The sequence below is a fragment of the Acidovorax benzenivorans genome, assembly GCF_028680575.1.
GTDB classification, from domain to species: Bacteria; Pseudomonadota; Gammaproteobacteria; order Burkholderiales; family Burkholderiaceae_C; genus Acidovorax; species Acidovorax benzenivorans.
Window position 1 is genome coordinate 434,367 of sequence record NZ_JAPCKI010000001.1, and the last position, 25,733, is coordinate 460,099.

The 25,733-nt window shown below is 68.0% G+C and carries 22 protein-coding genes; 13 read left to right on the top strand and 9 right to left on the bottom strand.

Annotated elements, in window-relative coordinates:
• The first annotated feature begins 11 nt into the window (after positions 1 to 11).
• The 5 genes from OIN59_RS02015 to OIN59_RS02035 all read left to right on the top strand — a co-directional run bounded on the left by OIN59_RS02015 (position 12) and on the right by OIN59_RS02035 (position 8,643).
• Positions 12 to 1,571, top strand: coding sequence for a polyamine aminopropyltransferase (locus OIN59_RS02015; RefSeq protein ID WP_274106624.1), 1,560 nt, complete (start codon positions 12 to 14; stop codon positions 1,569 to 1,571).
• 111 nt (positions 1,572 to 1,682) lie between these two features.
• Positions 1,683 to 5,435 carry a PAS domain S-box protein gene (locus OIN59_RS02020; protein ID WP_274106626.1) on the top strand — a complete coding sequence of 1,251 codons (3,753 nt, stop codon included), beginning with the start codon at positions 1,683 to 1,685 and terminating at the stop codon, positions 5,433 to 5,435.
• A complete protein-coding gene (locus tag OIN59_RS02025) occupies positions 5,432 to 6,424 on the top strand; it encodes a response regulator (protein WP_274106628.1) in 993 nt (330 codons plus the stop codon). The genes OIN59_RS02020 and OIN59_RS02025 overlap by 4 nt, the downstream gene beginning before the upstream one ends.
• Positions 6,425 to 6,435: 11 nt before the next feature.
• Complete coding sequence (locus OIN59_RS02030; RefSeq protein ID WP_274106630.1) at positions 6,436 to 8,139, top strand: NAD(P)-binding protein; 1,704 nt, start codon at positions 6,436 to 6,438, stop codon at positions 8,137 to 8,139.
• A gap of 6 nt (positions 8,140 to 8,145) precedes the next feature.
• Positions 8,146 to 8,643 carry a L,D-transpeptidase gene (locus OIN59_RS02035; protein ID WP_274106632.1) on the top strand — a complete coding sequence of 166 codons (498 nt, stop codon included), beginning with the start codon at positions 8,146 to 8,148 and terminating at the stop codon, positions 8,641 to 8,643.
• 62 nt (positions 8,644 to 8,705) lie between these two features.
• Here OIN59_RS02035 and OIN59_RS02040 read toward each other — a convergent pair whose 3' ends face one another.
• Positions 8,706 to 9,257 (bottom strand): GNAT family N-acetyltransferase, encoded by a 552-nt coding sequence (locus OIN59_RS02040; RefSeq protein WP_274106634.1) that lies wholly within the window; start codon positions 9,255 to 9,257, stop codon positions 8,706 to 8,708.
• Positions 9,258 to 9,292: 35 nt separating this feature from the next.
• Complete coding sequence (locus tag OIN59_RS02045) at positions 9,293 to 9,892, bottom strand: helix-turn-helix domain-containing protein (protein ID WP_274106637.1); 600 nt, start codon at positions 9,890 to 9,892, stop codon at positions 9,293 to 9,295.
• Positions 9,893 to 10,073: 181 nt separating this feature from the next.
• On the opposite strand from OIN59_RS02045, the gene OIN59_RS02050 reads away from it, so the two are divergent.
• The 4 genes from OIN59_RS02050 to OIN59_RS02065 all read left to right on the top strand — a co-directional run bounded on the left by OIN59_RS02050 (position 10,074) and on the right by OIN59_RS02065 (position 13,259).
• The gene (locus OIN59_RS02050) at positions 10,074 to 11,429 is read left to right on the top strand and encodes an esterase-like activity of phytase family protein (RefSeq protein ID WP_274106638.1); all 1,356 of its coding nucleotides are present in this window, start codon (positions 10,074 to 10,076) and stop codon (positions 11,427 to 11,429) included.
• A 78-nt stretch (positions 11,430 to 11,507) separates the two neighbouring features.
• On the top strand, positions 11,508 to 12,212 hold the full coding sequence (locus tag OIN59_RS02055) for a riboflavin synthase subunit alpha (protein WP_274106640.1): 705 nt from the start codon (positions 11,508 to 11,510) through the stop codon (positions 12,210 to 12,212).
• Positions 12,213 to 12,234: 22 nt separating this feature from the next.
• Positions 12,235 to 12,735 (top strand): GNAT family N-acetyltransferase, encoded by a 501-nt coding sequence (locus OIN59_RS02060; protein WP_274106642.1) that lies wholly within the window; start codon positions 12,235 to 12,237, stop codon positions 12,733 to 12,735.
• A 35-nt stretch (positions 12,736 to 12,770) separates the two neighbouring features.
• On the top strand, positions 12,771 to 13,259 hold the full coding sequence (locus OIN59_RS02065) for an NUDIX hydrolase (RefSeq protein ID WP_274106644.1): 489 nt from the start codon (positions 12,771 to 12,773) through the stop codon (positions 13,257 to 13,259).
• Between the two features lie 88 nt (positions 13,260 to 13,347).
• Here the strand turns inward: OIN59_RS02065 and OIN59_RS02070 are convergent, their stop codons facing one another.
• The 5 genes from OIN59_RS02070 to OIN59_RS02090 all read right to left on the bottom strand — a co-directional run bounded on the left by OIN59_RS02070 (position 13,348) and on the right by OIN59_RS02090 (position 19,147).
• Positions 13,348 to 14,322, bottom strand: coding sequence for a Bug family tripartite tricarboxylate transporter substrate binding protein (locus OIN59_RS02070; protein ID WP_274106646.1), 975 nt, complete (start codon positions 14,320 to 14,322; stop codon positions 13,348 to 13,350).
• Positions 14,323 to 14,362: 40 nt separating this feature from the next.
• Positions 14,363 to 15,544 (bottom strand): tricarballylate utilization 4Fe-4S protein TcuB, encoded by a 1,182-nt coding sequence (tcuB, locus tag OIN59_RS02075; RefSeq protein ID WP_274106647.1) that lies wholly within the window; start codon positions 15,542 to 15,544, stop codon positions 14,363 to 14,365.
• A complete protein-coding gene (gene tcuA, locus OIN59_RS02080) occupies positions 15,531 to 16,997 on the bottom strand; it encodes an FAD-dependent tricarballylate dehydrogenase TcuA (protein WP_274106649.1) in 1,467 nt (488 codons plus the stop codon). The genes tcuB and tcuA overlap by 14 nt, the downstream gene beginning before the upstream one ends.
• A gap of 207 nt (positions 16,998 to 17,204) precedes the next feature.
• On the bottom strand, positions 17,205 to 18,182 hold the full coding sequence (locus tag OIN59_RS02085; RefSeq protein WP_274106651.1) for a LysR family transcriptional regulator: 978 nt from the start codon (positions 18,180 to 18,182) through the stop codon (positions 17,205 to 17,207).
• A 137-nt stretch (positions 18,183 to 18,319) separates the two neighbouring features.
• Positions 18,320 to 19,147, bottom strand: coding sequence for an IclR family transcriptional regulator (locus tag OIN59_RS02090; protein WP_274106653.1), 828 nt, complete (start codon positions 19,145 to 19,147; stop codon positions 18,320 to 18,322).
• Positions 19,148 to 19,246: 99 nt separating this feature from the next.
• On the opposite strand from OIN59_RS02090, the gene OIN59_RS02095 reads away from it, so the two are divergent.
• The 4 genes from OIN59_RS02095 (at position 19,247) to OIN59_RS02110 (ending at position 23,596) form a co-directional block, all read left to right on the top strand.
• On the top strand, positions 19,247 to 20,287 hold the full coding sequence (locus OIN59_RS02095) for a tripartite tricarboxylate transporter substrate binding protein (RefSeq protein ID WP_274106655.1): 1,041 nt from the start codon (positions 19,247 to 19,249) through the stop codon (positions 20,285 to 20,287).
• Positions 20,288 to 20,437: 150 nt separating this feature from the next.
• Positions 20,438 to 21,955, top strand: coding sequence for a class I adenylate-forming enzyme family protein (locus OIN59_RS02100; protein WP_274106657.1), 1,518 nt, complete (start codon positions 20,438 to 20,440; stop codon positions 21,953 to 21,955).
• A 13-nt stretch (positions 21,956 to 21,968) separates the two neighbouring features.
• Positions 21,969 to 22,766, top strand: a complete 798-nt coding sequence (locus tag OIN59_RS02105; protein WP_274106659.1) for a citryl-CoA lyase — start codon at positions 21,969 to 21,971, stop codon at positions 22,764 to 22,766.
• Positions 22,763 to 23,596: an SDR family NAD(P)-dependent oxidoreductase gene (locus OIN59_RS02110; RefSeq protein ID WP_274106661.1), complete on the top strand. Its 834-nt coding sequence runs from the start codon at positions 22,763 to 22,765 to the stop codon at positions 23,594 to 23,596. The genes OIN59_RS02105 and OIN59_RS02110 overlap by 4 nt, the downstream gene beginning before the upstream one ends.
• A gap of 25 nt (positions 23,597 to 23,621) precedes the next feature.
• Here OIN59_RS02110 and OIN59_RS02115 read toward each other — a convergent pair whose 3' ends face one another.
• Positions 23,622 to 24,686, bottom strand: a complete 1,065-nt coding sequence (locus OIN59_RS02115) for a porin (protein WP_274106663.1) — start codon at positions 24,684 to 24,686, stop codon at positions 23,622 to 23,624.
• 43 nt (positions 24,687 to 24,729) lie between these two features.
• Positions 24,730 to 25,728, bottom strand: coding sequence for a Bug family tripartite tricarboxylate transporter substrate binding protein (locus OIN59_RS02120; RefSeq protein WP_274106665.1), 999 nt, complete (start codon positions 25,726 to 25,728; stop codon positions 24,730 to 24,732).
• Positions 25,729 to 25,733 lie beyond the last annotated feature (5 nt).

The following is a 25,733-nucleotide window of genomic DNA, read 5'->3' on the forward strand; positions in this document are numbered from 1 at the left end:
CGCCTCCCACCTTGTCCGCTACCGAGCCCGCACCTGCGGCGCCGCACCGATCCCCCGGCCCTCGCCCCATCGACATCGCCCTGCTCATCAGCGTGTTCGTCGTGGCCGCCTGCGGCCTGCTGTACGAGCTGGCGGCGGGGGCGCTGGCGTCTTACGTGCTGGGCGACTCGGTGCTGCAGTTCAGCACCATCATCGGCACCTACCTGTTTGCCATGGGCCTGGGCTCGTGGCTGTCGCGCTACTTCGAGCGGCAGCTGCCCGCGCATTTCTTGCGCATCGAGCTGCTGGTGGCGCTGATCGGTGGCGCGCTGCCCGCCACGCTGTTTCTGGCCAATGCGTATGCGCCGGGGGCGTTCCGGTTTCTGCTGTACGGCATGGTGCTGGTGGTGGGCACGCTGGTGGGGCTGGAGATTCCGCTGGTCATGCGCATCTTGAAGCGCAACGTGGTGCTCAAGGACCTGGTGTCGCAGGTGCTCACGTTCGACTACCTGGGCGCGCTGGCGGTGTCGCTGGCGTTTCCGCTGCTGCTGGTGCCACACCTGGGGCTTATCCGCACGGGCCTGCTGTTCGGGCTGATGAACGCGGCCGTGGCGCTGTGGGCCGTGTGGCTGTTTCGGCATGAGCTGCGACGCCTGAAGGCCCACTTGTTCGCCTGCCTGATGGTGGTGGGCCTGTTGCTGGCCGGGCTGGCGGGGGCCGAACAGATCACCAGCCTTGCCGAAGACAAGTTCTACCAGGACCGCATCATCTTCACCACGGCCACGCCCTACCAGCGCATCGTGGTCACGCAGGGCCGCTATGGCCACCGGCTGTACCTCAACGGCAACCTGCAGTTTTCGGAGTCCGACGAGTACCGCTACCACGAGGCCCTGGTGCACCCCGCCATGGCCGCGCACGGCGCGCCCAAGCGCGTGGCGGTGCTGGGCGGCGGCGACGGCATGGCCGTGCGCGAGATCCTCAAATACCCCTCGGTCGAGTCCGTCACGCTGGTCGAGCTGGACCCGGCCATGACCCGCATCTTCAGCGAGAACCCCACGCTGGCACGGCTGAACGGCAACGCCTTGCAAGACCCCAAGGTGACCATCGTCAACACCGATGCCTTTGGCTGGCTGCAAGAAGGGACAGGTACCTTTGATGTCATCGTGGTGGACTTTCCCGACCCCACCAACTTCTCCATCGGCAAGCTCTACACCAACAGCTTTTATGCGCTGCTCGATAAGCGGCTGGCAGCCAGTGGCTACGCCGTGGTGCAGACCACCTCGCCGCTGATGGCGCGCCAGAGCTACTGGACGGTGGTGCAGACCATCGAATCGGTGGGGCTGCAGACGGCGCCGTACCACGCCCATGTGCCCAGCTTTGGCGAATGGGGTTACGTCATTGCCAGCCGCAGGCCCTGGCGGTTGCCCGACCACTTGCCGGGCGGGCTGCGGTTTCTGAGCACGCCATCGTTGCCGCTGCTGTTCGACTTTCCGCTCGACATGGCACGGGTGCCGGGCGATGTGAACCGGCTGTCCAACCAGGCGCTGGTGCACAGCTACGAGCGCGAATGGGGCAAGGTGGTAGCGCATTGAGCCGCTGATCGCCTGGGCATCACCGAGCGATTTGCAAGGGTTCTGCCCGCAGGCGCAGGCGCCACAATCGGCTACAAATCTGCCATGATCTGATTGCCGTGGGCGCCCTAGATGCTGGACCTTTTTTTCCTTTCTGACGCACAGCCCTATCCGCTGCTTTGGGCGCAGCATGACCCCTGGCTGGTGGCGCTGTCGGTGGGGATGGCGGTGCTGGCTTCGGAGCTGGCGCTGCAGATGGCGGGCCTGGCCCGGCGCGCCGACACCCTGCTCATGCGTCAGATGGCCAGGGGCTCGGGCGCCATGGCGCTGGGCGGTGGCATCTGGTCCATGCACTTCATCGGCATGCTGGCGTTCACGGTCTGTGGGCGGGGCCAGTTTGATGCGTGGACCACTGCGTTGTCCATGCTGCCCAGCGTGGGCGCGTCGTGGGTGGCGCTGGGCCTGCTGATGCGCCGCGAGATCAGCCGCACCACCCTGGTGGCGGGAGGCGTGTGTGTGGGCGCTGGCATTGGCGCGATGCACTACATCGGCATGGCGGCCTCGCAGTGGGCGTCGGTCATGCGCTATGACCCCTGGGGCTTTGCCGCATCGGTGCTGGTGGCCGTGTTGCTGGCCATTGTGGCCCTGTGGGTGCGGTTTGGGCTAGAGCGGGTGGTGCGCTGGCGCGCGCGGTGGCTCAATCTGGTGGCGGGCATGGTGATGGGGCTGGCCATTGCGGGCATGCACTACACCGGCATGGCTGCTCTGCGTTTCACCGATGTACCCGAAGAGCTGGAGCTGCTGGCCGCTGCGGAGGGCACGTCGCTGGCCCTGGCGGTGGCTGCGGTGGCGCTGGGCATCGGGATGTTGGTGATCGCCATCAATGCAGGCCTGCGCTACCGGCAGATGTACATGCAGATGCAGCAGAGCGAGTCACGCCTGCGCGCGATTGCCGAAACGGCCGTGGACGGCATGGTGATGATCGATGCGCGGGGCCGCGTGCAGTCGTTCAATGCGGCTGCCGAGCGCATCCTGGGCTGGCGTCCCGATGAAGTGGTGGGCCAGAACGTGTCCATGCTCATGCTTGAGCCCGACCGCTCGCGCCACGACGAATACCTGCAGCGCTATCTGGCCGGGCAAGGCGGCAACGTGGTGGGGGCCAACAGCCGCGAGGTGCTGGCCCTGCGGCCCGATGGCAGTACCGTGCCCATCCGCATTTCCGTGGGGCGCGTGCCGCTCGCTGGCGACCCGGTGTTTGTGGGCTTCATCAGCGACCTGACCCAGCGCCGCGCGATGGAGCAGGAGCTGCAGGCCAGCGAGCAGCGCCTGCGCTCGCTGATAGGAAACATCCCTGGCGTGACCTTCCGCTGCCGCTACGACGCCAACTGGACCATGCTGTTCATCAGCGATGCCGTGACGGCGCTCACCGGCTGGTTGCCGCAGGACTTTCTGGAGGGCCGCATCAACTTCACGCAGCTCACACTGCCCCAAGAGGTGGACCGCCTGTGGGCGGAAGTCTCTGCCGCCATTCAGGAGCAGCGGCCCTACCACGTGGAGTTTGGCCTGTGGGACCGCGACGGGCGCCTGCGCTGGGTGTCTGAAAGTGGGCGCCCGGTGGTGGGCGATGACGGCCAGGTGCAGTGGATCGACGGCGTCATCATGGACATGACCGTCTTTCGCGAGCGCAATGCCGAGTTTGAGAGCACGGTGCGCGCCATCAACCGCGCGCTCGCCGTGGTGGAGTTCGACATGCAGGGCCATGTGCTCGATGCCAACGCCAACTTCCGCGAACTCATGGGTTACCGGCTCGATGAGATTGCGGGCCAGCACCACCGCATGTTCTGCGAACCGGCCTACGTGAAGACTGAGGCCTACACGCAGTTCTGGGAGCAGCTGCGTAGCGGCCAGCTTGTGGGTGGCGAATACCTGCGCCTGGGCAAGGACGGGCGGCGCATCTGGATCCACGCCACCTACAACCCCATCTTCGATGCCCTGGGGCAGCCGTTCAAGGTCGTGAAGTTTGCGACCGACCTGACCCAGCGTCGCGCCATGGAGCAAGAGCTGCGCGCCGCCAAGGACCGCGCCGAGCAGGCCGCCGCCGCGCGCAGCACCTTCCTGGCCAACATGAGCCACGAGATCCGCACGCCCATGAACGCCATCATCGGCTTCACCGAGGCCCTGCTCGACACCCCCATGGACGCGCAGCAGCGCCGCCACCTGGGCACCGTGCAGCACGCGGCGCGCTCCATGCTGCGCCTGCTCAACGACATTCTGGACACCGCCAAACTGGAAAAAGGCGCGGTCGAGCTGGAGATTGCCGACTTCTCGCTGCAAGAGGTGTGCGACCAGATACTGGCCTCGCTGCGCATCCACGCCGGCAAGAAGGGGCTCGCGCTGCAGTGTGTGACGGCCGAGCGCGTGCCGCCCTACCTGCAGGGCGATGCGCTGCGCCTGCAGCAGGTGCTGCTCAACCTGTTGGGCAACGCGCTCAAGTTCACCGACCACGGCCACGTGCTGCTGCGGCTGGACTACCTTGACGGCACGCTGGTGATGGAGGTGGAAGACACCGGCATCGGCATCGCCGCGCAACACCTGGAGCGCATCTTCGACCCCTTCGCGCAGGCTGACGCCTCCACCACCCGGCAGTTTGGCGGCACGGGCCTGGGCACCACCATCTCGCGCCAGCTGGTCGAGCTGATGGGCGGCAGCATCAGCGTGCGCAGCACATTGGGGGTGGGGACCACGTTCACGGTGTGCGTGCCGCTGCCCGTGGGCCAGGCCACAGCGGCGGTGGCCGCCGTGAGCCAGGCCGTGCAGTTGCCGCCGCTGCGCATGCTGGTGGTGGATGATGTGCCGGCCAACATCGAGCTGCTGCAGATCCACCTGGACCGGGGCCGCCACCAGGTTACCGTGGCGCGCGATGGCGAGAGCGCTGTCGCCGCCTATGTGGGCGGGCGCTTTGATGTGGTCTTGATGGACCTGCAGATGCCCGGCATGGACGGCCTGGAGGCCACACGCCGCATCCGTGCGTTCGAGCAGGCCCAGCGGCGCAAGCCCGTGCCGGTGATCGCCCTGTCGGCCAGCGTGCTGGAGCAGGACCGGCGCAATGCGCGCGCTGCCGGCATGGACGGTTTTGCCAGCAAGCCGTTGGAGCCCGCCCGCCTGTTCCGCGAGATCGCCCGCGTGCTGCACCTGCAGCCCGACGCCCAAACCTCGGGCTGGAGCAACCTGCAAGCCCCGATGCGGTCCCCCGACATGGCCCCCGCCCCCCATGCCACCGCCCCTGCGGTGGACTGGGAGCGTGGCACCCGCCTGTGGGGCCAGCGTGCGCTGCTGCGCGACGCTGTGGCGCGCCTGCTGGCCGACCATGCCTCCACCCCCGCCACCCTGCAAGCCCTGGTGGCGCAGCCCGATATGGACGCGGCCCGCGCGCTGGCCCACCGCCTGCGCGGTGCTGCGGGCAACCTGGCGCTGGGGCCATTGCAAACGCTGGCGCAGCGCATCGAGGAGGCCGCCCACAGCCTGGACCGCACGGCACTGCAGCCCTTGGTGGCTGCCCTGCCTACCGCGTTGCAGGCCGTGCAGCAGGCGTTGGCCCTGGAGGCCGAGGCCGCCGCCGCGCCAGCCCCCGGCGTGGGCCAGCACCCGCCGCTGAACCCGGACCAACGCCGGCAGGCCCGGGCCGCCGCCCAGGCTCTGCAGCAGGCCCTGGCGCAGTCCGAGCTGGCCCAACCGCCGCTGGACGTGCTGGTGCAACTGCTGCCCGCCGATGCCACCGAGCGGCTGCAAGAGGCCATCGACCGCTTTGACTTTGACCAGGCCGTGGTGCAGCTGCAGCAACTGCGCACGCATTGGCTGGACGAACCCCTGGAGAACCCCGCATGACCCCGGCCCCTGACCAGCGGCCCCGCCTGTTGTTGGTGGACGATGAGCCCACCAACCTGCAGGTGCTGCGCCACATCCTGCAGGCCGACTACCGCCTGCTGTTCGCCACCGACGGCGAGCGCGCACTGCAAGTGGCGCGCGAGCAGCGGCCCGACCTGGTGCTGCTCGACATCATGATGCCGAACATGGACGGCTATGCCGTGTGCCGCGCCCTCAAGGCCGATGCCACCACGGCCGCCGTCCCGGTGATCTTCATCACCGCCCTCACCGACAGCCAGGACGAAACGGCCGGGTTCGATGCGGGCGCGGTGGACTACATCACCAAGCCCGTCAGCCCGCCCGTGGTGCGCGCGCGGGTGCGCACCCACCTGTCGCTGGTGCGCATGGACGAGCTGCGCGAAACCCGCTTGCAGATCGTGCAGCGTCTGGGCCGCGCGGCCGAATACAAAGACAACGAAACCGGCATGCATGTGATCCGCATGAGCCACTTTGCCCAGCTGCTGGCGCTGGCCGCAGGCCACAGCCCGGCGTGGGCTGAAGACCTGCTCAACGCCGCCCCCATGCACGACGTGGGCAAGATCGGCATCCCCGACGCTGTGCTGCGCAAGCCCGGCCCGCTGGATGCCCAGGAGTGGGACACCATGCGCCGCCACCCCGAGATCGGTGCCGAAATCATTGGCGAGCACCCGTCCGGCGTGCTGCAGCTGGCCCGCGAGATTGCACTGGCCCACCACGAAAAGTGGGACGGCAGCGGCTACCCGCGTGGTCTGGCAGGCGAGGCGATCCCCGTGTCGGCGCGCATCGTGGCGGTGGCCGACGTATTCGACGCCCTCACCACCCGCCGCCCCTACAAGGAGCCCTGGCCCGTGCAGGAGGCACTGGACCACATTGCGGCCCAGGCCGGCAAACACTTTGACCCGACCCTGGTGGCGCTGTTTGCCCCGCTGCTGCCGCAGCTGCAGGAGATCCGCGCCCGCTGGGCCGATTGAGGTGTGAACGCATGACCGCATGGACCCTGCAGCGCCGCCAGTTTGTGGCGGGCGCTGCCGCCCTGGCCGCGGCGGCCCTGGGCGGGTGTGATCGCGCCGCGCCGCCGCTGGAGGGCGGCTTCACCGGCATCGACATGGCGCGTGGCCACCAACTGCGCGACTGGCTGGTGCGCGGCACCTGGCCCGAGCCCGCCGTGGTGCGGCGCGCGCAGGTCATCATCGCAGGCGGTGGTGTGGCGGGGCTGGCTGCGGCGCGCGCGCTGCGCCTGGCGGGGGTGCAAGACTTTGCGCTGCTGGAGCTGGAAGACATGCCGGGCGGCAACAGCCGGGGCACCACCGTCAACGGCATGACCTGCCCGCAGGGCGCGCACTACCTGCCCGTGCCCGGCGACGACGCGCGCGAGGTGCAGGACCTGCTGGAAGAACTGGGCCTGCGCCAGCGCGTGGCCGGGCGCTGGCAATACGACGAACGCCACCTGTGCCACAGCCCGCAAGAGCGCCTGTACTTCGAGGGCGAGTGGCAGGACGGCCTGCTGCCCGTGCAGGGCGTGGGCGAGGCCACGCTGGCGCAGTACCGCCGCTTTGCCCAGGCCGTGGAGGCGCAGACCCGCGCTGCCCGGTTTGTGATGCCCGCGCTCAAGCTGTGGACCGCCCAGCGCCCGTTGGCGCCCAGCCACCTGGCGCTGGACGCGGTGACATTTGCCGCCTGGCTGACAAAAGAAGGCCTGGACGATGCCCACCTGCGCTGGTACCTGGACTACTGCTGCCGCGACGACTACGGTGCTGGTGCCGACCGCGTCTCGGCCTGGGCGGGTATCCATTACTTTGCCAGCCGCCATGGTTTTCATGCACCTGGCGAGGCCGTGGACGAAGCCCGTGAAAGCGTGCTCACCTGGCCCGAGGGCAATGGCTGGATCACCCAGCGCCTGGCCGGTCCGCTGCGCGCGGGCGGCCAGTTGCGCACCGCCACCAGCGTGCTGCGCATCACCGAAGGCCGCCACGGCGTGGAGGTGGACGCCTTCAACCACGCCACCAACAGCGTGGAGCGCTGGCAGGCGCCGCGGTGCATCGTGGCGCTGCCGGTGATGATGGCGGCGCGTGTGGTGCAAAACCCACCGGCATTTCTGGCGGCGGCCGCGCAGCGCCTGTCGTGGGCGCCCTGGCTGGTGGCCAACATCCACATCGACAGTGCCCTGACCGACAGGCCCGGCGCCGCGCCCGCATGGGACAACGTGCTCTATGCCGACCCCACGGCGGGCGGCCTGGGCTACGTGAACGCTGGCCACCAGCGCCTGGACACCCGCGCCACGCTGGCGGGTCCCACGGTGCTCACCTACTACCAGGCGTTGGGCGACCTGGCCAATGGCCGCCAGCAACTGGCCACTCTGCCCTGGCAGCACTGGGCCGACGCCGCCCTGGCGACCCTGGCCGTGCCCCACCCTGACCTGCGCCAGCGCGCCACCCGTGTGGACATCACCCGCTACGGCCACGCCATGTCCATCCCCACGCCGGGCACACAGGGGTTTTTAAGCAAAATTGGCCTCCAGCGCTTATCCAATAAGCGCAAGCAGCTATCAAATGGTGAGCAATCGCGCTGGATACCCACACCTGCCACCGCGCGGCTGGCGTTTGCGCACAGCGACTGGTCGGGCTACTCGGTGTTTGAAGAGGCCTTCACGCGCGGGCATGGCGCGGGGCTGGTGGCTGCTGGCTGACCCCCGATGGCAGGCCCCGAAGTGCACATCGACGTGGCGCAGCAGCGGCTTCACCTGGTGGTGGACGGGGTCACAGAGCGCAGCTACGCCATCTCCACCGCCCTGAAGGGCGTGGGCGAACGCAACGGCAGCGGCTGCACCCCGCGCGGCCAGCACCGCGTGCGCGCCAAGGTGGGTGCGGGCTGCGCGCCCGGCACGGTGTTTGTGGGCAGGCGTGCCACGGGCGAGGTGTATTCGCCCGAACTCGCTGCCGCCCACCCGGGCCGCGACTGGATCCTGAGCCGCATCCTGTGGCTCACCGGCTGCGAGCCCGGCGTGAACCGGGGCGGTGCGGTGGACACGCTGCGCCGCTACATCTACCTCCATGGCTGCCCCGACGGCACCCCCATGGGGGTGCCTGCCTCGCACGGCTGTGTGCGCATGGCCAATGCCGATGTGATGGACCTGTTCGACCGGGTCGCCGTCGGCACGCTGGTGCGCATCGAAGAGGGCGCCGCCTCCTGACAGGGGCGGGGTGCCATGACGCAGGGCCTCGCACTTGCCAGGAGGCGGCGCCCTCCGCTGTGTCAGCCGTCGATGGGGGTGCGGGGGGTGTCCAGCGTGAGCTGATAGAACGCGGCATCCAGCCACCGCCCAAACTTGAAACCCACCTGGGGCATCGTGCCCGTGTGCACGAACCCCAGCTGCTGGTGCAGCCGGATGCTGCCTGCGTTCGCCGCGTCGATGCACCCCACCATGGCGTGGATGTCGGCGGCCTTCGCCCGCTCGATCAAGGCCCGCATCAGCCAGGTGCCCAGCCCACGGCCCCGGCAGTCCTTGTGGACATAGACACTGTGCTCGACCGTGTACTTGTAGGCTGGAAACGCGCGGAACGCGCCCCACGAGGCAAAGCCCAGCAGCCTGCCCTGGGCATCGGCGGCCCCCAGCACCGGGAATCCACCGGCCCGCTTGGCGGCGAACCAGCTGCCCATGGCCGACGGCGGGCGGGGCACATAGTCATACAGCGCTGTCGAGGTCACGATGGCATCGTTAAGGATGTCCAGAATGGCGCTGGCGTGTGCTGGCTCGGTGCAGTCGATGAGATGGACGTCGGGAGAGGGCGTGGTGGTGGAGTTCATGGTGGCGGGGATGGACAAAAGTGGAGGGAATCCGGTCAGCGGTGGCTGTGGGCGGCCATATCGCAGAGGGCAACCAGGTAGTGGGCTTCCTGGTCGGCGGGATTGAAAAAGACCAGGGGCTCCGTGAGCCGCACGGCCAGGCAGTCGCCCTTGCGCAGCACATGGAGCGTGTCTCCCTGCGAGATCTCCATGCGGCCTTTGAGCACCCACACCTGCTGGTGCAACGAGCCGTCCAGTCGGCCGCCCTCGTAGGCCACGCGCGCGCCAGCGGGAAACCGCACCTCCGCCAGCTGCAGCGGCGAGGGCCACGCGGGGGGCGACACCCGCTTTCTCACATAGCCGGACTGCGGGTCCATCCACTCCACCTGGTCGCCGTGCCGCACCAGCGGAGCGGCACGCGCGGCGGTTTGGGGAGTCTCGCCAAACAGTTCGCCCAGCGATACGTTCAGCGCCGATGCCAGGCGGTCGAGCACCACCGCCGTCGGATTGGTCTGGCCCCGTTCGATCGCAGAGATCATCGAGCGGCTCACGCCGGAACGGGTGGCCAGGCTGTCAAGGCTGTCGTTGCGCGACGTACGTAACCCGTGGATACGGCGACCAATCCTGGCGCTGAGGTCTTCGGCGGAGAGGGGCATTGAATTTCCAATAAATGGGATTTGTGTGCATCATATTGGAATTTTGTCACTTCAGTCCACAGGCCTGTACGGCAGGGCTGTCCAGTTTTTCCTTTCCGCAGAACGCGCCCGCGTTTTGCGCGTCACTCTCCTGTCACGCCGCCCCGGCATCGTGCGCCTTTTGTTTCTTCAAAGTCGACGCATGTTTCACCTCTCACGCATTGCTGCTTGCGCCACCTTGGCCTGCGCTGTCCTGGTTCCTTCCCACGCCCAGCAGGCCTACCCCGCCACGCTGGCCGGTCACGCCGTTCTGCCCGCCCTCACGGTGATTGCCGCGCCCAAGGATGCGCCGCAGGATCTGCAGGTCGCTGGCAAGTTCACCAAGCCACGCCGCGTGGACGCCGTGGGCAGCGTGATGGGCCAGTCGGGCGGGCGCGACACGGGTGTGTCGCTGCCCTTCCAGGGCCAGCCCATCCAGGGCCACTCGGGCATCAAGCGCATGGCGGACGGATCGTTCTGGATCCTCACCGACAACGGTGCAGGCGCCAAGGCCAATTCGCCCGACTTCATGCTTTATCTGAACCACTACACCGTGGACTTCAAGACCGGCCAGTTCCACCGCAAGAACACGGTGTTCCTGCATGACCCCGACAAGAAGGTGCCGTTTCGCATCACCCACGAAGGCACCGACAAGCGCTACCTGACCGGCGCAGACTTCGACCCTGAAAGCTTTCAGTTCGCGGGCGGCGCGTTGTGGATCGGCGAAGAGTTTGGTCCCTACCTGATCAAGGCCGACCTGAACGGCAAGGTGCTGGGTGTTTTCGAGACCCAGGTGGACGGCAAGGTCGTGCGCTCGCCCGACGCGCCCGGCGTGTTGATGCCCGGCGCACCCGACGCCAAGCCTACGCCGTTCGAGGTCAAGCGCTCCAAGGGCTACGAAGGCATGGCCTCCAGCAAGGACGGCAGCAAGCTGTATGCGCTGCTCGAAGGCGCGCTGTGGAACGAAGGCGCCAAGGCGTATGAAAACGTGGGCGGCAAGCAGTACCTGCGCGTGCTGGAGTTCGACGTGAAGACCGAGCAATGGACGGGCCGCCACTGGAAGTACGTGATGGAAGCCAACCACCACGCCATCGGCGACTTCAACATGATCGATGGCACCACGGGCCTCATCATCGAGCGCGACAACGGCGAAGGCACGGCCGACAAGGCCTGCCCCGCAGACCAAAAGCGCACGGATTGCTTCCACGACCTGGCCAAGTTCAAGCGCGTCTACAAGGTCGAGCTGAGCGACGCGAACGTCGGTGGCGAAATCCGCAAGGTCGGCTACATCGACCTCATGAACATCCAGGACCCGCAGCGCCTGGCCCGGAAGCCGCTGAACAACGGCGTGTTGACCTTCCCGTTCTTCACCATCGAGAACGTGGACATCGTGGACGGCACGCACATCGTGGTGGGCAACGACAACAACCTGCCCTTCAGCAGCAGCCGCGACCCCAACAAGGCGGATGACAACGAGCTGGTGCTGTTGGAAGTGGGCGAACTCTTGCGCGCCAAGTAACCCGGCGCCAACGTGCGGTGGGGCCGGGTGGCAAAATTCCCGGTTCCCCATCCACCGCACCCGAAAAGCCGCGCCACCATGTTCACAGGCATCGTCCAAGCCACGGCAGGCATTGCCGCCATTCACGACCGCGCAGGCCTGCGCACCTTCACGCTCGACTTTCCCGAAGGCTTCTGCCAGGACCTGGCCATTGGCGCCAGCGTGGCCACCGATGGCGTGTGCCTCACGGTCACCGAGATCCTGTCGCCCACGCAGGCCAACTTCGACGTGATGCTGCAGAGCCTGAACATCACCACGCTGGGCAGCTACGGCCAGGGCGACCGCGTGAACGTGGAGCGCGCGGCCAAGGACGGCGCCGAGATCGGTGGCCACCCGCTGTCGGGCCATGTGGACTTTACCGGCACGCTCATCGAGCGCCGCGAGTTCGACAACAACCTGGTGTGGCGCGTGGCCGTGCCCGAGGCGTTTCGCCGCTATGTGTTCGCCAAGGGCTACATCGCCATCCACGGCGCCAGCCTCACGGTGGCCGAGGTGAACCGGCAAGAGGGCTGGTTCGAGATCTGGATGATCCCCGAGACCCGCCGCGCTACTGTGTTTGAAAACAAGCAGGTGGGCGACCGCCTGAACATCGAGATCGAGCGCAGCACCCAGGTGGTGGTGGACACCGTGCGCGAGGCCGTGCAGGAGAGCCTGGGCCGCCTGCAGCCCGTGCTGGAGGCACTGCTGAAAGAAAAGGGCCTGTCGCTCGACGACTTTGTGCAGGCGCCCGTGCTGCCGCACTGATTGAACAAAGCCAAGCCCTCTCATGTCCGTGGTGGTGCGCCCGCTGGCGCTGAGTGACCTGGTCGACCTGCTGGCCGTGCAACTGGCCTGCTATGGCGAGGGATTTGTGGAGAGCGGCGAGGTGTTTGTGCGCCGCCTGGCCAGCCCCGCCAATTGCTCGCTGGTGTTGGAGCAGAGTGGCAGGGTGTGCGCTTACCTGGCGGCCTACCGCAGTGTGCGCGGCAAGGTCACCCCGTTGCACGGCGACTTTGAGGCCGTGGACCAGCCCGACACGCTGTACCTGCACGACATGGCCGTGTTGCCCGCCTACGCAGGCCAGGGCCTGGCCCGCGCGTTGCTGCAGCCCTTGTGGGCGCAGGCCCGCGCGCAAGGCCTGCCACACAGCGCGCTGGTCTCGGTGCAAGGCTCGCAGGCGTACTGGCAGCGGCAGGGGTATGCACTGCAACCCCTGCAGGATGCCACCCAACAGGCGCGCCTGGCCAGCTATGGCGAAGGCGCCGCGTACATGGCGTGCCGCCTGTAGGGCCGCTGTCACCGCCCCTCGTCATAATGCCCGCCATGCCCCACCGCTGGAAACCCAACGTCACCGTGGCCGCCCTCATCGAGCGCGATGGCCGCTTTCTGCTGGTTGAGGAAGAGACGACCGACGGCCTCAAGCTCAACAACCCCGCTGGCCACCTGGACCCAGGCGAATCGCCCATCCAGGCCTGCGCCCGCGAGGTGCTGGAAGAAACGGCCCACGACTTCGAGCCCACGGCGCTGATCGGCGTGTACCTCAACCGCTTCACCAAGACACGCACGGGTGACGACATCACCTACCTGCGGTTTGCGTTTGCGGGCACGCTGGGCACGCACCACGACTGGCGCACGCTCGATACCGGCATCGTGCGCACGCTGTGGCTCACCCCCGACGAGATCCGCGCCTGCCCCGAGCGGCACCGCAGCCCGCTGCTGCTGCGCTGCCTGGAGGACTATCTGGCGGGGCAGCGCTTTCCGCTGACGCTGGTGCACACGGACATCTCCGTGACCGAGCCCGCGCCCGAATAAGAGCGGCCCACACAACGCGCCTGGCGCTATTGCCTCGTCTTGTCGTACCCGGTGCGCTACCAGCGACGAAGGGCAGCTGGTCGGCCGCTCACTCTGCCGTGAGCTTGCGCTCCTTGATGATGGTGGCCCATTGCGTGGATTCCTTCTTCATGAAGGCCGTGAGTTCGGCGCGCGTGGTGGGCTGGGGTGTGAGGCCGTGTTTGTTCAGCGCGTCTTTCACGCCTGGGTCGTTCAGCACCTTCACGATCTCGCGGTTCCAGTGGTCCAGCAGCGCGGGCGGTGTTTTGCCCGGCGCCACAAAGGCGTACCAGTTCAGCGCCTCAAAGCCGGGATAGCCCGCCTCGGCCACGGTGGGCACATGGGGCATGTAGAAAGGGCGCGTGAGGCCCGTGGTGGCCAGCGGGATCAGCTTGCCCGCTTCAATGTGCGGCAACGCCGTGGGCGGCGCGGCAAAGTACGAGGTGACGCGCTCACCCAGCAAATCCTGCAGCGCCGGAGCGCCACCCTTGTAGGGCACATGGGTCATGTCGATGCCCGCGCGCTGGTTGAACAGCTCGCCCGCCAGGTGCGATGCCGAGCCCGCGCCGGTGGAGGCAAAGTCCACGCTGCCGGGCTTCTTCTTGGACAGCTGCACAAACTCGGCCAGCGTCTTCACGCCCGCGCCCTTGTGCACCACCAGCACGTTCGGAAAGTTCACCCCGCCCGAGACCGGGGCCAGGTCCTTGAAGGGGTCGTAGGTCAGCTTCATCAGGTGCGGTGCAATGGTCAGCGGCCCCACCGATCCGAGCAGCAGCACCGTGCCATCGGGCGCGGCATTGGCCACAAACTGGTGCGCGATGTTGCCGCCCGCGCCGCCCTTGTTGTCCACCACCACCGACTGGCCGATGTTCTCGGAGAGCTTCTTGGCGATCAAGCGCGCCGCCGCATCGGCCGCGCCGCCTGCGGCAAAACCTACGACCAGGGTGACGGGTTTCTTGGGCGGAAAGTCTTGCGCCGCAGCGCCGAGGGCCAGGGGCAAGGCCAACAGCGCCAGGGCGCGGTGCAGCAAGGTGCGTTTCTTCATTGGAGTCTCCTTCATCGTGGATGGTGTTGTGGTCTTGGGTTCAGTCCGCACCCAGGCCGATCGGGTTGGGCTGGCGCTTTTCCACCGCATGGCGCAGCAGAGAGGCGGTGCGGAAGATGCCGTGGGCAAACTTGCCGTAGGGCAGCGTGGCGAACAGCGCCATCACCGCGCCCAGGTGCAGGCACAGCAGCAGTGGCAGGGCCGGTGTGCCACGCGCCGCCCACAAGGCCAGGCCGCTGGTGGCGGTGAGGAACAGCAGGGCGATGAAGGCGCGGTCCATGGGCTTTTGCGCGGCATCACCGTGTTGCGGGTGACGGCGCAGGTTCAGCCGCCACAGGCCTGCCGTGCCAATCGCCAGGCTGATGCCGCCCAGGCCGCCCAGCAGCTTGGGCAGGCTGGGCAGGTCGTACGGCGCAGGCAAGGCCAGCAGGTAGTGGTACAGCGTCGCCACGCTGGTGGCCGCAAAACACAGCAAAAAGCCGTAGAACGTGAGGTGGTGCATGCGCCTGCGCGAGAGGGTGTAGGCGTCGTCCTCGTTGTGGCAACCGTCGCCATGGCCGCCGTCCAGGTATTTGAGGCGCAGCACGGCGTCGGTGGCCTCGGCCGTGGCGGGCGCGCTCAACGGCGCGCCGCTGGTGGCAGGTGTCACATCGCGCCAGAAGCGGCGCACGCCCAGGCCCAGGGCCAGCACGGCAAACAGGAACACCGGCGCAAACAAGCCCACCAGCAGGTTGTGCGGGAAGATGCCGTAGAAGCCACCCGCTGGCGATTGCCACAGCGCGCTGACGCCCTGGCCATGCAGCCCCACAGCCAGCAGCAAGAACAGCGTGAGCCCCGCCACCAGCGCCAGCGCCAACGTGAGGCCGTTGCGCTGGTACAGCTGGCCCAGCGCGGGCGGCCAGGCGTAGTCGGCATAGGTTTGCCCGCGCACCTGAGCCATGGCCTGCGGAATGTTCACCGCAAACTCGTGCGGCGGCGCGTACTGGCAGGCGTGCAGGCAAGCGCCGCAGTTGTGACACAGGTTGGCGATGAAGTGGATGTCGGCCTTGCCAAACTCCAGCCGCCGCGTCATGGCGGGGAAGACGGCGCAAAAGCCTTCGCAGTAGCGGCAGGCGTTGCAGATCTGCAGCTGGCGGGCCACTTCAGACTCGGGGGCCGACAGCACGATGTCGCCGTTGGCCAGCGCCTTGGCGTCGCGGGTCAGGGCTTCAAGCGTTTGCATCGTTTACTCCTGTTTTTGTAGCTGCTTGCGCTTTATTCATGTGCGCTAGAGCCTGTTTCGATGCCAAGGCCGCCTGCGTACCGGCAATGCGGCCAAACGCGGTGCCAATGCTCATGCCCACCCCGGCGGTGTAGCCCTTGCCCAGCACGTTGCCCGCCATCATTTCGCCCGCCACAAACAGGTTGGGGCTGGGCTGGTTGTTGAAGCGCACCGCAGCCGTGTCGTCGGTGTGCAGGCCGAGATACGTGAAGGTGACGCCGGGCTTGAGCGCATAGCCATAGAACGGGCCGGTGTCGATGGGGCGGGCCCAGTGGGTTTTGGCGGGCGCGATGCCTTCGGTGTGGCAATCGTCCAGCGTGGTGTGGTCAAACTGGCCCACGCGGCAGGCGGAGTTGTAGTCGTTCAGCGTGCGCATGAAGGTGTCCACGGGCAGTCCCAGCTTTTGCGCCAGCTCGGGCAGCGTGTCGGCTTTGACACCCGGAAACACGGGCGGCATGAAGCGGCCAATGGCCTTGCTGTCGATGATCGAATAACCAATCTGCCCCGGCTGCTGCGCCACCAGGCGGCCCCAGATGGCGTAGCGCTTGGGCCAGAAATCCTCGCCCTCGTCGTAGAAGCGCTCGCCGTTGCGGTTGACCACCACGCCCAGCGATACGCAGTCGATGCGTGTGCAGATGCCGCCGTCGTACAGCGGCGCACGTGCGTCGATGGCCACCATGTGCGCCTGCGTGGGGTCGCCAATGCGGTCCGCGCCATGGTCTTCAAGCAGGTGCTTGAGCAGCACCCCCTTGTTGTAGGCCGTGCCGCGGATCAGGAAGTTGTCCGCAGGCCACTCGCCGCGCTCGTTCTGGCCCCAGGCTTCGCGCAGCCATTCGCGGTTCGATTCAAAGCCACCCGCGGCCAGCACGCAGCTTTTGGCGGCAATACGCTCGCCATTCGCCAGGTGGGCAGCGATGAAGCGGCGGCCGTCCATCTCGATGCGCTCCACGGGTACTTCGTAGCGGATCTGCACGCCCAGTTGTTCGGCGCTGCGGTAGTACGCATTGACCAGCGCTTTGCCGCCGCCCATGAAGAACGCATTGGTGCGCGCCACATGCAGCGTGCCCGCCAGCGCAGGCTGAAAGTGCACGCCGTGGCGGCGCATCCAGGGCCGACAGGTACTCGACTCGCGGATCACCAGGCGCGCCAGGTGTTCGTTGGTCAGCCCGCCCGTCACCTTGAGCAGGTCTTGCCAGAACTCTTCTTCGGGGTAGGCATCGACCAGCACGTCCTGCGGCGCGTCGTGCATGCAGCGCAGGTTGCGCGTGTGGGCCGAGTTGCCGCCGCGCCAGGCGCGCGGGGCCGATTCGAGCAGCAGCACGATGGCGCCCGCCTCGCGCGCCATCAGGGCGGCGCACAGGGCGGCATTGCCGCCACCGATGACCAGCACATCGACCACAGCATCGCCGCTCATGGCCGGTGGCTCCAGGCGGTGCGCTGCGCGCTGGTGAATGAAGAAGGGGGTGTGGGGCCCATGGGGTGTCTCCTGGCGCTGTTGCCGTGTCGTTCATCGGGGTGATGGCGACTGTAGGGAGACGCAGGCCCGCCGTGCAGAGGGTTCAGGTCATGGGGGTATCACGGATCGTGATGGCTGCGGTGGGGCCGCTCTGGCGATGATTTCTTAGCCACCTATCCACGTCGTGCCGAACCACTGGCCGCTGGTGACCAGCTCCCGCACACAGTCCGTCAACACCACACGCGCGGCCAGCGCGGCGGGCGAGAGTTCTTCGTCGGGCAGGCTGCACAGCAGGTTGACGCGGCGTGCGGGTGCGTCGGTGAGGCGCGCGCATTGAAAGCGCTCTGCCGCGTCGGGGTAGCGGCCCATGGCGGCCCAGGGCTGCACGGTGGAGCCCAGACCTGCGTCCACGGCCGCCATCACCATGGCGAGCGAGTCCACCTCCAGCACCACATGCGGCACCACGCGGTCGCGGGCGAAGGCGGTGTCCAGCGTGCTGCGCAGGCCGTGTGGGCCGGTGGGCAGGATCAGCGGCTCCTGCACCAGCTCGGCCACCGTGAGCGTTTCTGGCAGCTGGCGGCCACGGGGGTTGCCGGGGCCCTCCCCTCGGTCACGGGCGCAGATGAGGAACAGGTCTTCCTCCAGCAGCGGCGCCATGTCCCAGCGGCGTGCGCCCGTGGCCTGCTGCGCCTGGTGCAGGCGGGTGTCGAACAGCACGGCCAAGTCCAGCTCGCGCGCATGCAACATGGCCGTGAGGTGGCCCGACATGCTCTCCACCATGTGCAGCCGCACGTCGGGGTAGCGCGTGCGCATGGCCTGCATCAGCGGCAGGCCCAGCACACCCGACGTGGTGGGCGCCAGCCCCACGGTGACGGTGCCCGACAGGCGCGCCTGCTGCGCCGCGCGCACGGCCTGGTCGGCATGGCGCAGGGTGAGCTGCGCCTCGCGAAAGAACGCCAGCCCCGCCTCAGTGGGGGTTACGCCGCGCGGCGTGCGCTGCAGCAGCCGCGTGGCCAGCTCGCTCTCCAGCCGCGTGATCTGCTGGCTGAGCGCGGACTGCACCACGTCCAGGTCCAGCGCAGCGCGGCTCATGGAGCCTTGCTCCACCACGCGCACGAAATAGCGCAGCTGTCTCAGTTCCATCGGGGGCCTCGGGGGTTCACGGCAGGTGATGGCCAGATGGTCGCACAAGGCGGTCCAGCGTCTGCTTTTGAAGAAAAAAGGCAGGTAGCGCCAGTGCAGTATGCCTGAATAGCTATTGTTTTGATAGTGCTCGACGCTCAAACCCCGTGCGGCAGCAACGCCGCCAGCGCCTCGCGCATCCAGCGCGCAATGAGTTGCTGGCGCTCGCGCGGCATGCGGTCCACGGTCGATGCCACGCTGATCGCCGCCACCGGTTCGCCCGCCGCGTTGCGCACGGCCATGCCAGCCGCCAGCACGCCCTGCGTGGCATGGTTGCCCACCACCGACCAGCCGCGCTCGCGCGTGGCGCGCACCAGGATCTGCAGGCGCTCGGGCGTCATGCCGCCGTAGCGCGGCAGCTCCTGCGCGTTGGCGGCGATGCAGGCCTGCATCTCGGCGTCGGGCAGCGCAGCCAGCAACGCCAGGCCTGCAGCGCCCACACCCAGCGGCTGGCGCGTGCCCACCTGGATCACCAGGATCTGCACCGGGTGTGTGCCCACATGGCGCGCTATGCAGTGCGAGGTAGGGCCTTCGCGCACGATGGCAAAGGCCGCGTCGCCACAGGCGCGGCTCACGCGCTCCAGCACCGGTGCCAGGCGCACGGCCAGGTTGGGCTGGCCCGTGGGCTCGACCAGGGTGGCCAGGCGCGGGCCTGCCACGTAGCGAAAGCGCCCGTGCTGCGCCACGTAGCCGCTCTCCACCAGCGTGGCCAGCAAGCGGTACACGGGGGCACGCTCCAGCGCGGCGGCGCGGCACAGGTCCACCACGCGCGCACCGTCTCGGCCATGGGCCAGCACGGCGTCCAGCACCTGCAAGCCCCGGCGCAGTGTGCGGCTGCCGGGGTCGTCGGCCAGCGTGTCTGCCGTGTGCGCGCTTGTCCGTTTGTCCGGCTGGCGGACGTTTGAATTCGCAGGTTGGGAAGGCATGGGAAAGAATTTGTTCGTCAACGCCACCAGTGCGCAGTGTGCCGCAGAGCACGCAGCAGGGCCAAGACCGTATTTCCAAGAACCAACGGAGACAACACCATGAGCCAACACACCCCCGCCGCGCTGGGCCAGCGCGCCCCTTCGTCTCTGCCGCGCCGTGCCCTGCTGGCGCTGGCGGCCACCCTGGCCTGCGGTGCCGCGCTGCCCTTGCATGCCCAGCCCAGTGTCCAGCCCGGTGCCTCGGGCTGGCCCACCAAGCCGGTCAAGCTCGTCGTGGGCTATGCGGCGGGTGGCGCCACCGATGTGATTGCGCGCCTGGTGGCCGTCAAGCTGGGCGACCAGCTGGGTCAGCCCGTGGTGGTGGACAACCGCGCAGGCGCCAACAGCAACGTGGGCGCCGAGGCCGTGGCGCGTGCGCCAGCCGATGGCTACACGCTGTACGTCTACACCATCGCCAACACCATCAACGCCACGCTGTACCCCAAGCTGGGCTACGACCCGGTCAAGGACTTCGAGCCCATCGGCATGATCGCCAAGATCCCGAACATCCTGGTGGTCAACCCCAAGCTGCCGGTGAAGAACCTGGCCGACTACGTGCGCTACGCCAAGGAGTCCAAGGACGGCATCACGTTTGCGTCCTCGGGCAGCGGCTCGTCCATCCACCTCTCGGGCGAGATGTTCAAGATGCAGTCCAAGCTCAAGATGCTGCATGTGCCCTACCGGGGCAGCGCACCCGCCGTCACCGACCTGCTGGGCGGCCAGGTGGATTCGATGTTCGACAACACGCCGTCGGCCCTGCCGCACGTGCAGGCGGGCAAGCTGCGCGCCATTGCCATCACCAGTGCGCAGCGCTCGCCCCTGCTGTCCGACGTGCCCACATTGGCCGAGTCGGGCTATGCGGGGTTTGACGTGCAGTCGTGGTTTGGCCTGGCCGCACCGGCGGGCACTCCTCGCGCCGTGGTCGAGCAGGTCAACGCGGCCCTGAACAAGGTGCTGGCCCAGCCAGAGGTGCGCACGCGCCTGCAGGAGCTGGCGGCCACGCCCGATGGCGGCACCCCCGACAAGATGCGCCAGTTTGCCGCCGCAGAGATCAAGCGGTGGCGTGAGGTAGTGAAAGAGTCCGGCGCATCGGCCGAGTAAACGGCGGGAAAAGACCTCCTGGCGTCGTTGTTCCGTCTTGTCGTACTGACCGTACTGCCTGCGACGGAACGCCTAGCCAGGACCGCTTCGCTGGGCTTTGCCCACCGTTTGCACTCCTTTGAAGGCAACCCAGGAAACCCTGTTCTCACCATGTTCCCCATCGACTTCTTCTGGCGGGCCGCCCAGCGCTGGCCCGACCGCATTGCCATCGACGCGCCCGAGGGCGCCATCCGCTACGACGCGCTGGCCGCCCGCGTGGCCGCTCTCGCGGCGGGCTTCACCGCCATCGACCCCGCACCGCAAAGCCGCGTGGGCATCTGTGCGGGCAACAGCGCCGACCACATCGCCGCGCTGCTGGCCGTGCTGGCCTGCGGCAAGGTGTGGGTGCCGCTCAACCCCAAGAGCACCCGGCCCGAAATCCGCCGCATCATCGACGCGACCGAGCCCACCCTGCTGGTGCTGGATACCGCGTGTGCCGACCTGCTCGAAGGCGCGCCTGGTGCCCGTGTGCTGACGGGTACGCAGACCGACGACAGCGCAGCCACGCTGGCAGGCCTGGCTGCAGCGCACGCCGGTGCACCACGGCCGCAGCTGGGCCTGCCGGACGACGCCACCCAGGCCATCAAGTTCACCGGCGGCACCACGGGCGCGCCCAAGGGCGTGATGCAGCCCTACCGCGCGTGGATGGCCAACATCACCAACCAGATCCACGCCTGGGGCTTTGACGAGCACGAGCGTTACATCGTCGCGGCGCCCATCACACACGGCACCTCCACGTACATCCTGCCCATCCTGGCGCAGGGCGGCTGCCACGTGGTGCTGGCCGGTGCGGGGGCCGAGGCGGTGCGCACTGCCTTCCGCGAGCGCGGTGGCACGGTGTGCTTCATGCCGCCCACGCTGGTCTACATGCTGATGGCGCTGCCCGGCGCGTCCCGCGCGGACTTTCCGCGCCTGCGCCGGCTCATCTACGGGGGGGCGCCCATGCCGCCTGAGAAGATCCGCCAGGTGCGCGATTTCTTCGGCCCGGTGCTGGGCACCACCTACGGCCAGACCGAGGCGCCGCAGATCCTCACCGTGCTGTGCCCCGAGGACTTTGAGGACGAGCGCAACCTGGCTTCGGTAGGCCGCACCACCTGGTTCAGCGACGTGGCCATCATGGCGCCCGATGGCCGCCTGCTACCCACCGGCGAGGTGGGCGAGGTGGTGGCACGCGGCGACCTGCTGATGACCGGCTACTGGCGCCTGCCCGAAAAAACCGCCGAGACCCTGGTGGACGGCTGGTTGCACACGGGCGACCGGGGCCTGATCGACGAGCGGGGGTTTCTCTATCTCAAGGACCGGCTCAAGGACATGGTGATCACTGGCGGTTTCAACGTCTACCCCGTGGACGTGGAGAACACGCTGGGCCAGCACCCTGCGGTGCATGAATGCACCGTGTTCGGCCTGCCCGACGACAAGTGGGGCGAGACCGTGCAGGCCGCCGTGCAGCTGCGCCCCGGCGAGCAGGCGAGCGAGGCCGAGTTGATCGCCTTTGTGCGCGAACGCCTAGGCCCGGTGCAGACGCCCAAACACATCCATTTTCACGAGAGCCTGCCGCGCTCGCCCGTGGGCAAGGTGCTCAAGTCTTCCGTGCGCGATGCGGCCATGGCTGCCCTGGCCACTGCCTGAAGGAACCATTCATATGACTACTACCACCGCCTCCAAGACCCCCGTCACCCGCCTGTGCACTCACACCCTCACCAGCCTGCATTACCGCGATGCAAACCTGGTGGAGGACCTGATGGGGAAGAAGACCTTCACCGAGGTGATGCTCATGCAGATCCTGGGCCGCACGCCGCGCGGCGTGGACCTGCGCATCACCGACGTGGTGCTCATCGTGCTCATGGAGCACGGCCTCACGCCCAGCGCCATTGCCACGCGGCTCATCTACATGAGCGCGCCCGAGAACCTGCAGGGCGCCGTGAGCGCGGGCCTGCTGGCCGTGGGCAGCTCCTTCGTGGGCACCATGGAGAACTGCTCGGGCCTGCTCGACCGCATTGCGGCGGCGCAAGACCCTGAGGCGGAGGCGCTCACCATTGCGCGCCACTACAAGGGCCTCAAATCCCCCGTGCCGGGCTTCGGCCACCACCTGCACAAGCCCGTGGACCCGCGTGCCTACAAGCTGCTGGAGATGGGCCGTGCCGAGGCCGAACTGAAGGGCGACAAGATCCGCGCGCTGGAGACGCTCTCGAAAGCCGTGGATACGGTCGCAGGCCGCCCCATCACCATCAACGCCACGGGCGCCGTGGCCGCGCTGCTGGGCGAGATCGGCGTGCCTACGGCAGTGATGCGCGGCTTTGCCGTGATCTCGCGCGCGGCCGGGCTGGTGGCGCACATCGTAGAAGAGCAGCAAAGCCCCTCGGGCCGCTTCATCTGGGACACGGTGGAGCATGCCATCCCGTTCGTCGGTGGTGATGCCGACCAGGGCACGGACGCATGAGCGCGCAGCCAGTCCATCCACCCGCTCTGCCGCTCGACCTGTCGGGCCGCGTGGTGTTTGTGGCCGGGGGCGGTTCTGCCGGCCCGGGCTGGAGCATTGGGCGCGCCGCCTGCGTAACCTACGCGCGCCTGGGCGCCAGCGTGTGTGTGGCGGACCGCGATGCCGCCTCGGCCGAAGAAACCACGGCACTCATCCATGCCGAGGGCGGCACGGCCGCCACGCTGGTGGGTGATGTGGCCGAGGCGGCCGATGTGCAGCGCCTGTTTGCCGAGGCTCGCGAACGCTTCGGCGGCGCCATCGATGTGCTGCACCACAACGTGGGCATCGGCAAGACCGGCGGCCCGCTGGAGACCAGTGCCGAGGACTTCGACCGCATCCACTCCGTGAACGTGAACAGCCTGCTGCTGGCCTGCCAGCAGGTGCTGCCCGGCATGGTGGAGCGCGGGCGGGGTTCCATCATTGCGATCTCGTCCATCGCGGGCATGCGCTACCTCGGCTACCCGCACCTGGCGTATGGCGTCACCAAGGCGGCGGTCACGCACTTCACGCGCATGGTGGCGCAGCAGTACGCGGGCCAGGGCGTGCGCGCCAACACGGTGGTGCCGGGGCTCATCGACACCCCGCGCATCGCGACCACGGTGGCCAAGATGTTCTCGGACACCAGCCTCGACGAGGCCCGTGCCGCGCGCGCCCGGCAGGTGCCCATGGGCCGCATGGGCGCGGCCTGGGACGTGGCGCATGCCTGCGCCTTCCTCGCCAGCGATGCCGCCGCCTACGTGACCGGCACCGAGCTGGTGGTGGACGGCGGCATCACCGGCAAGTTTGTTTAGGGCCCACCCGCTCGACGCGCAGGGCTCAGAACGTGTGCACTACCCCGGCGGAAAGCCCGGTGGCTGTGGCCTTGTTCGCTGCGCCCTGGAAGCCGTTGCGCCAGCGCGTGTTGTCCAGCTCGGCATAGATCTTGGTGCGACGCGAGAGCTTGTATTCGGCAAACGCTACCAGGCGGCCGTAGCCGTCGTCGGCGGCGCCGGTGCGTGAGCGGTCCACCTTGTAGTAGGCCGCCGTCAGGTCCACCCACGGCGTGGCCGCCCAGGTGCCACCGGCCGACAGCACGCGCTGCACCGTGAAGCGGTTGGCGGCCGTTTCGGCCTTGCTGCGGCCTGCATTGGCGGCCAGGCGTATGCCGCCCCACTGGTAGGCGGCGCCCAGTGTGCTGCCGTCCAGCGTGCGCTGGTTCACGTCCTTGAAGCTCTGGTAGGCGCCCGACACTACCAAGCCATCGGTTGCCCAGGCCAGGCCCACACCGCGCGACGACAGTGCCGAGGCCTGCGAGGCGACCTCGCCGATGCCCCACATCGCACGCGCCGTGAAGCCGCCGAACCGGCCCGTGTATTTGAGCGAATTGTCGAGACGGTACGAGCCCGAGCTGGCGCCAGCGCTGCCGTACTCGATGCCCAGGCCATGCTGGCTCAGCGCCGTCACGCCGATGTTGGGGTTGAAGCTGGCAAAGCGCATGGCCAGCGGGTCCACGGGCGAGATCGCATCGGCCAGGGTCGTGGTCTGGCGGCCCAGGGCCAGCGTGCCCCAGCCGCCCTGCAGGCCCACCCAGGATGCGCGGTCGAAGTATTTGGTGGCATTGGCGGGCGCGCCCGTGTCGGCATTGAGGCCGCTCTCCAGGTTGAACAACGCCTTGGCGCCGTCGCCCAGGTCTTCGCTGCCCCGCAGGCCCCAGCGGCTGGTGGTGTGGATGCCGCTGCCCAGGCTGTGGGTGGAGCCCGGTGCGGCTGCGTTGGATGCGGTCAGGCCGCTGCCGTTGCGCAGGCCCAGGTCCACCACGCCGTACAGCGTGACCCCGTTGGATTGCGCCATGGCGCCGTGGCAGATCAGCGCGGTACAGGCTGCTGCGATGCTTGTTTTCATGTGTGTCTCCTCTTGTTGAAATACGGACTTGCCGCGCGGTGGCTCAATCCGGTGTGAGTTGGGCCTTGACCACCACACCCTTCCACTTGGCGAGTTCCTGCTTCACGGTCAGGGCCAGCTGCTCGGGTGTGCTGGTGTCCACCACGGCGCCTTGTTCTTCGATGCGGCGCACCACGTCCTTGTCGGCCAGCGCGGTGTTGAGGGTCTTGTTGAGCAGGTCGATCACCGGGCGCGGCGTCTTGCCGGGTGCGAACAGCGCATACCACTGGGTGATCTCCACACCCTTGACGCCCGCCTCTTCCAGCGTGGGCACATCGGGCAGCAGGGAGGAGCGCTTGGGCCCGGCCAGGGCCAGCGCGCGCAGCCTGCCGCCCTTGACATGCGGGTAGGCCGAGAACAGGCTGGGGAACATCACCTGCGTTTGTCCGGCCATGGTGTCGTTCATGGCGGGCGCCGCGCCCCGGTAGGGCACATGGGCCATCTGGGCGCCGCTTTCCAGCTTGAAGATCTCGGCCGAGAAGTGCGGGGCCGTGCCGTTGCCCGCCGATGCGTAGTTGAAGTCGTGGGGCTTGGCCTTGGTCAGCGCCACCAGCTCGCCCACCGTCTTGGCGGGCACCTTGGGGCTCACCACCATCAGCGTGGGCGAGTAGCTCACCATGCCGATGGGCTCGAACTGCGTGATGGGGTCGTAGCGCAGCTTCTGCAGCGCGGGGCTCATGCCGTGGGTGCCGATGTAGCCGAACAAAATGGTGTGCCCGTCCGGCGCGGCGCGCGCCACGTATTCGGCCGCAATGGCGCCATTGGCCCCCGCCTTGTTCTCCACAATGACCTGCTGGCCCAGCAGGGTGGAGAGCTTGATCGCCACCACGCGTGCCATGCCGTCGTTGCCGCCCCCGGCGGCGGTGGGCACGACCAGCGTGATGGGCTTTTCGGGATAGACCGCATGGGCGGTGCCGGCGGCCCAGAAGGCGCTGGACACGAGCGCCAGCGCAGCCGTGGCCAGCGCCGTGCGGCGCGTGGTGGAGTGAATGGAACGGGTCATGGTTT

Bases quoted from the DNA above. Each gene is read 5' to 3' on its own strand.
- OIN59_RS02020 (WP_274106626.1), top strand. From the start codon at position 1,683: ATGCTGGACCTTTTTTTCCTTTCTGACGCACAGCCCTATCCGCTGCTT.
- OIN59_RS02025 (WP_274106628.1), top strand. From the start codon at position 5,432: ATGACCCCGGCCCCTGACCAGCGGCCCCGCCTGTTGTTGGTGGACGAT.
- OIN59_RS02030 (WP_274106630.1), top strand. From the start codon at position 6,436: ATGACCGCATGGACCCTGCAGCGCCGCCAGTTTGTGGCGGGCGCTGCC.
- OIN59_RS02035 (WP_274106632.1), top strand. From the start codon at position 8,146: ATGGCAGGCCCCGAAGTGCACATCGACGTGGCGCAGCAGCGGCTTCAC.
- OIN59_RS02040 (WP_274106634.1), bottom strand. From the start codon at position 9,257: ATGAACTCCACCACCACGCCCTCTCCCGACGTCCATCTCATCGACTGC.
- OIN59_RS02045 (WP_274106637.1), bottom strand. From the start codon at position 9,892: ATGCCCCTCTCCGCCGAAGACCTCAGCGCCAGGATTGGTCGCCGTATC.
- OIN59_RS02050 (WP_274106638.1), top strand. From the start codon at position 10,074: ATGTTTCACCTCTCACGCATTGCTGCTTGCGCCACCTTGGCCTGCGCT.
- OIN59_RS02055 (WP_274106640.1), top strand. From the start codon at position 11,508: ATGTTCACAGGCATCGTCCAAGCCACGGCAGGCATTGCCGCCATTCAC.
- OIN59_RS02060 (WP_274106642.1), top strand. From the start codon at position 12,235: ATGTCCGTGGTGGTGCGCCCGCTGGCGCTGAGTGACCTGGTCGACCTG.
- OIN59_RS02065 (WP_274106644.1), top strand. From the start codon at position 12,771: ATGCCCCACCGCTGGAAACCCAACGTCACCGTGGCCGCCCTCATCGAG.
- OIN59_RS02070 (WP_274106646.1), bottom strand. From the start codon at position 14,322: ATGAAGAAACGCACCTTGCTGCACCGCGCCCTGGCGCTGTTGGCCTTG.
- tcuB (WP_274106647.1), bottom strand. From the start codon at position 15,544: ATGCAAACGCTTGAAGCCCTGACCCGCGACGCCAAGGCGCTGGCCAAC.
- tcuA (WP_274106649.1), bottom strand. From the start codon at position 16,997: ATGAGCGGCGATGCTGTGGTCGATGTGCTGGTCATCGGTGGCGGCAAT.
- OIN59_RS02085 (WP_274106651.1), bottom strand. From the start codon at position 18,182: ATGGAACTGAGACAGCTGCGCTATTTCGTGCGCGTGGTGGAGCAAGGC.
- OIN59_RS02090 (WP_274106653.1), bottom strand. From the start codon at position 19,147: ATGCCTTCCCAACCTGCGAATTCAAACGTCCGCCAGCCGGACAAACGG.
- OIN59_RS02095 (WP_274106655.1), top strand. From the start codon at position 19,247: ATGAGCCAACACACCCCCGCCGCGCTGGGCCAGCGCGCCCCTTCGTCT.
- OIN59_RS02100 (WP_274106657.1), top strand. From the start codon at position 20,438: ATGTTCCCCATCGACTTCTTCTGGCGGGCCGCCCAGCGCTGGCCCGAC.
- OIN59_RS02105 (WP_274106659.1), top strand. From the start codon at position 21,969: ATGACTACTACCACCGCCTCCAAGACCCCCGTCACCCGCCTGTGCACT.
- OIN59_RS02110 (WP_274106661.1), top strand. From the start codon at position 22,763: ATGAGCGCGCAGCCAGTCCATCCACCCGCTCTGCCGCTCGACCTGTCG.
- OIN59_RS02115 (WP_274106663.1), bottom strand. From the start codon at position 24,686: ATGAAAACAAGCATCGCAGCAGCCTGTACCGCGCTGATCTGCCACGGC.
- OIN59_RS02120 (WP_274106665.1), bottom strand. From the start codon at position 25,728: ATGACCCGTTCCATTCACTCCACCACGCGCCGCACGGCGCTGGCCACG.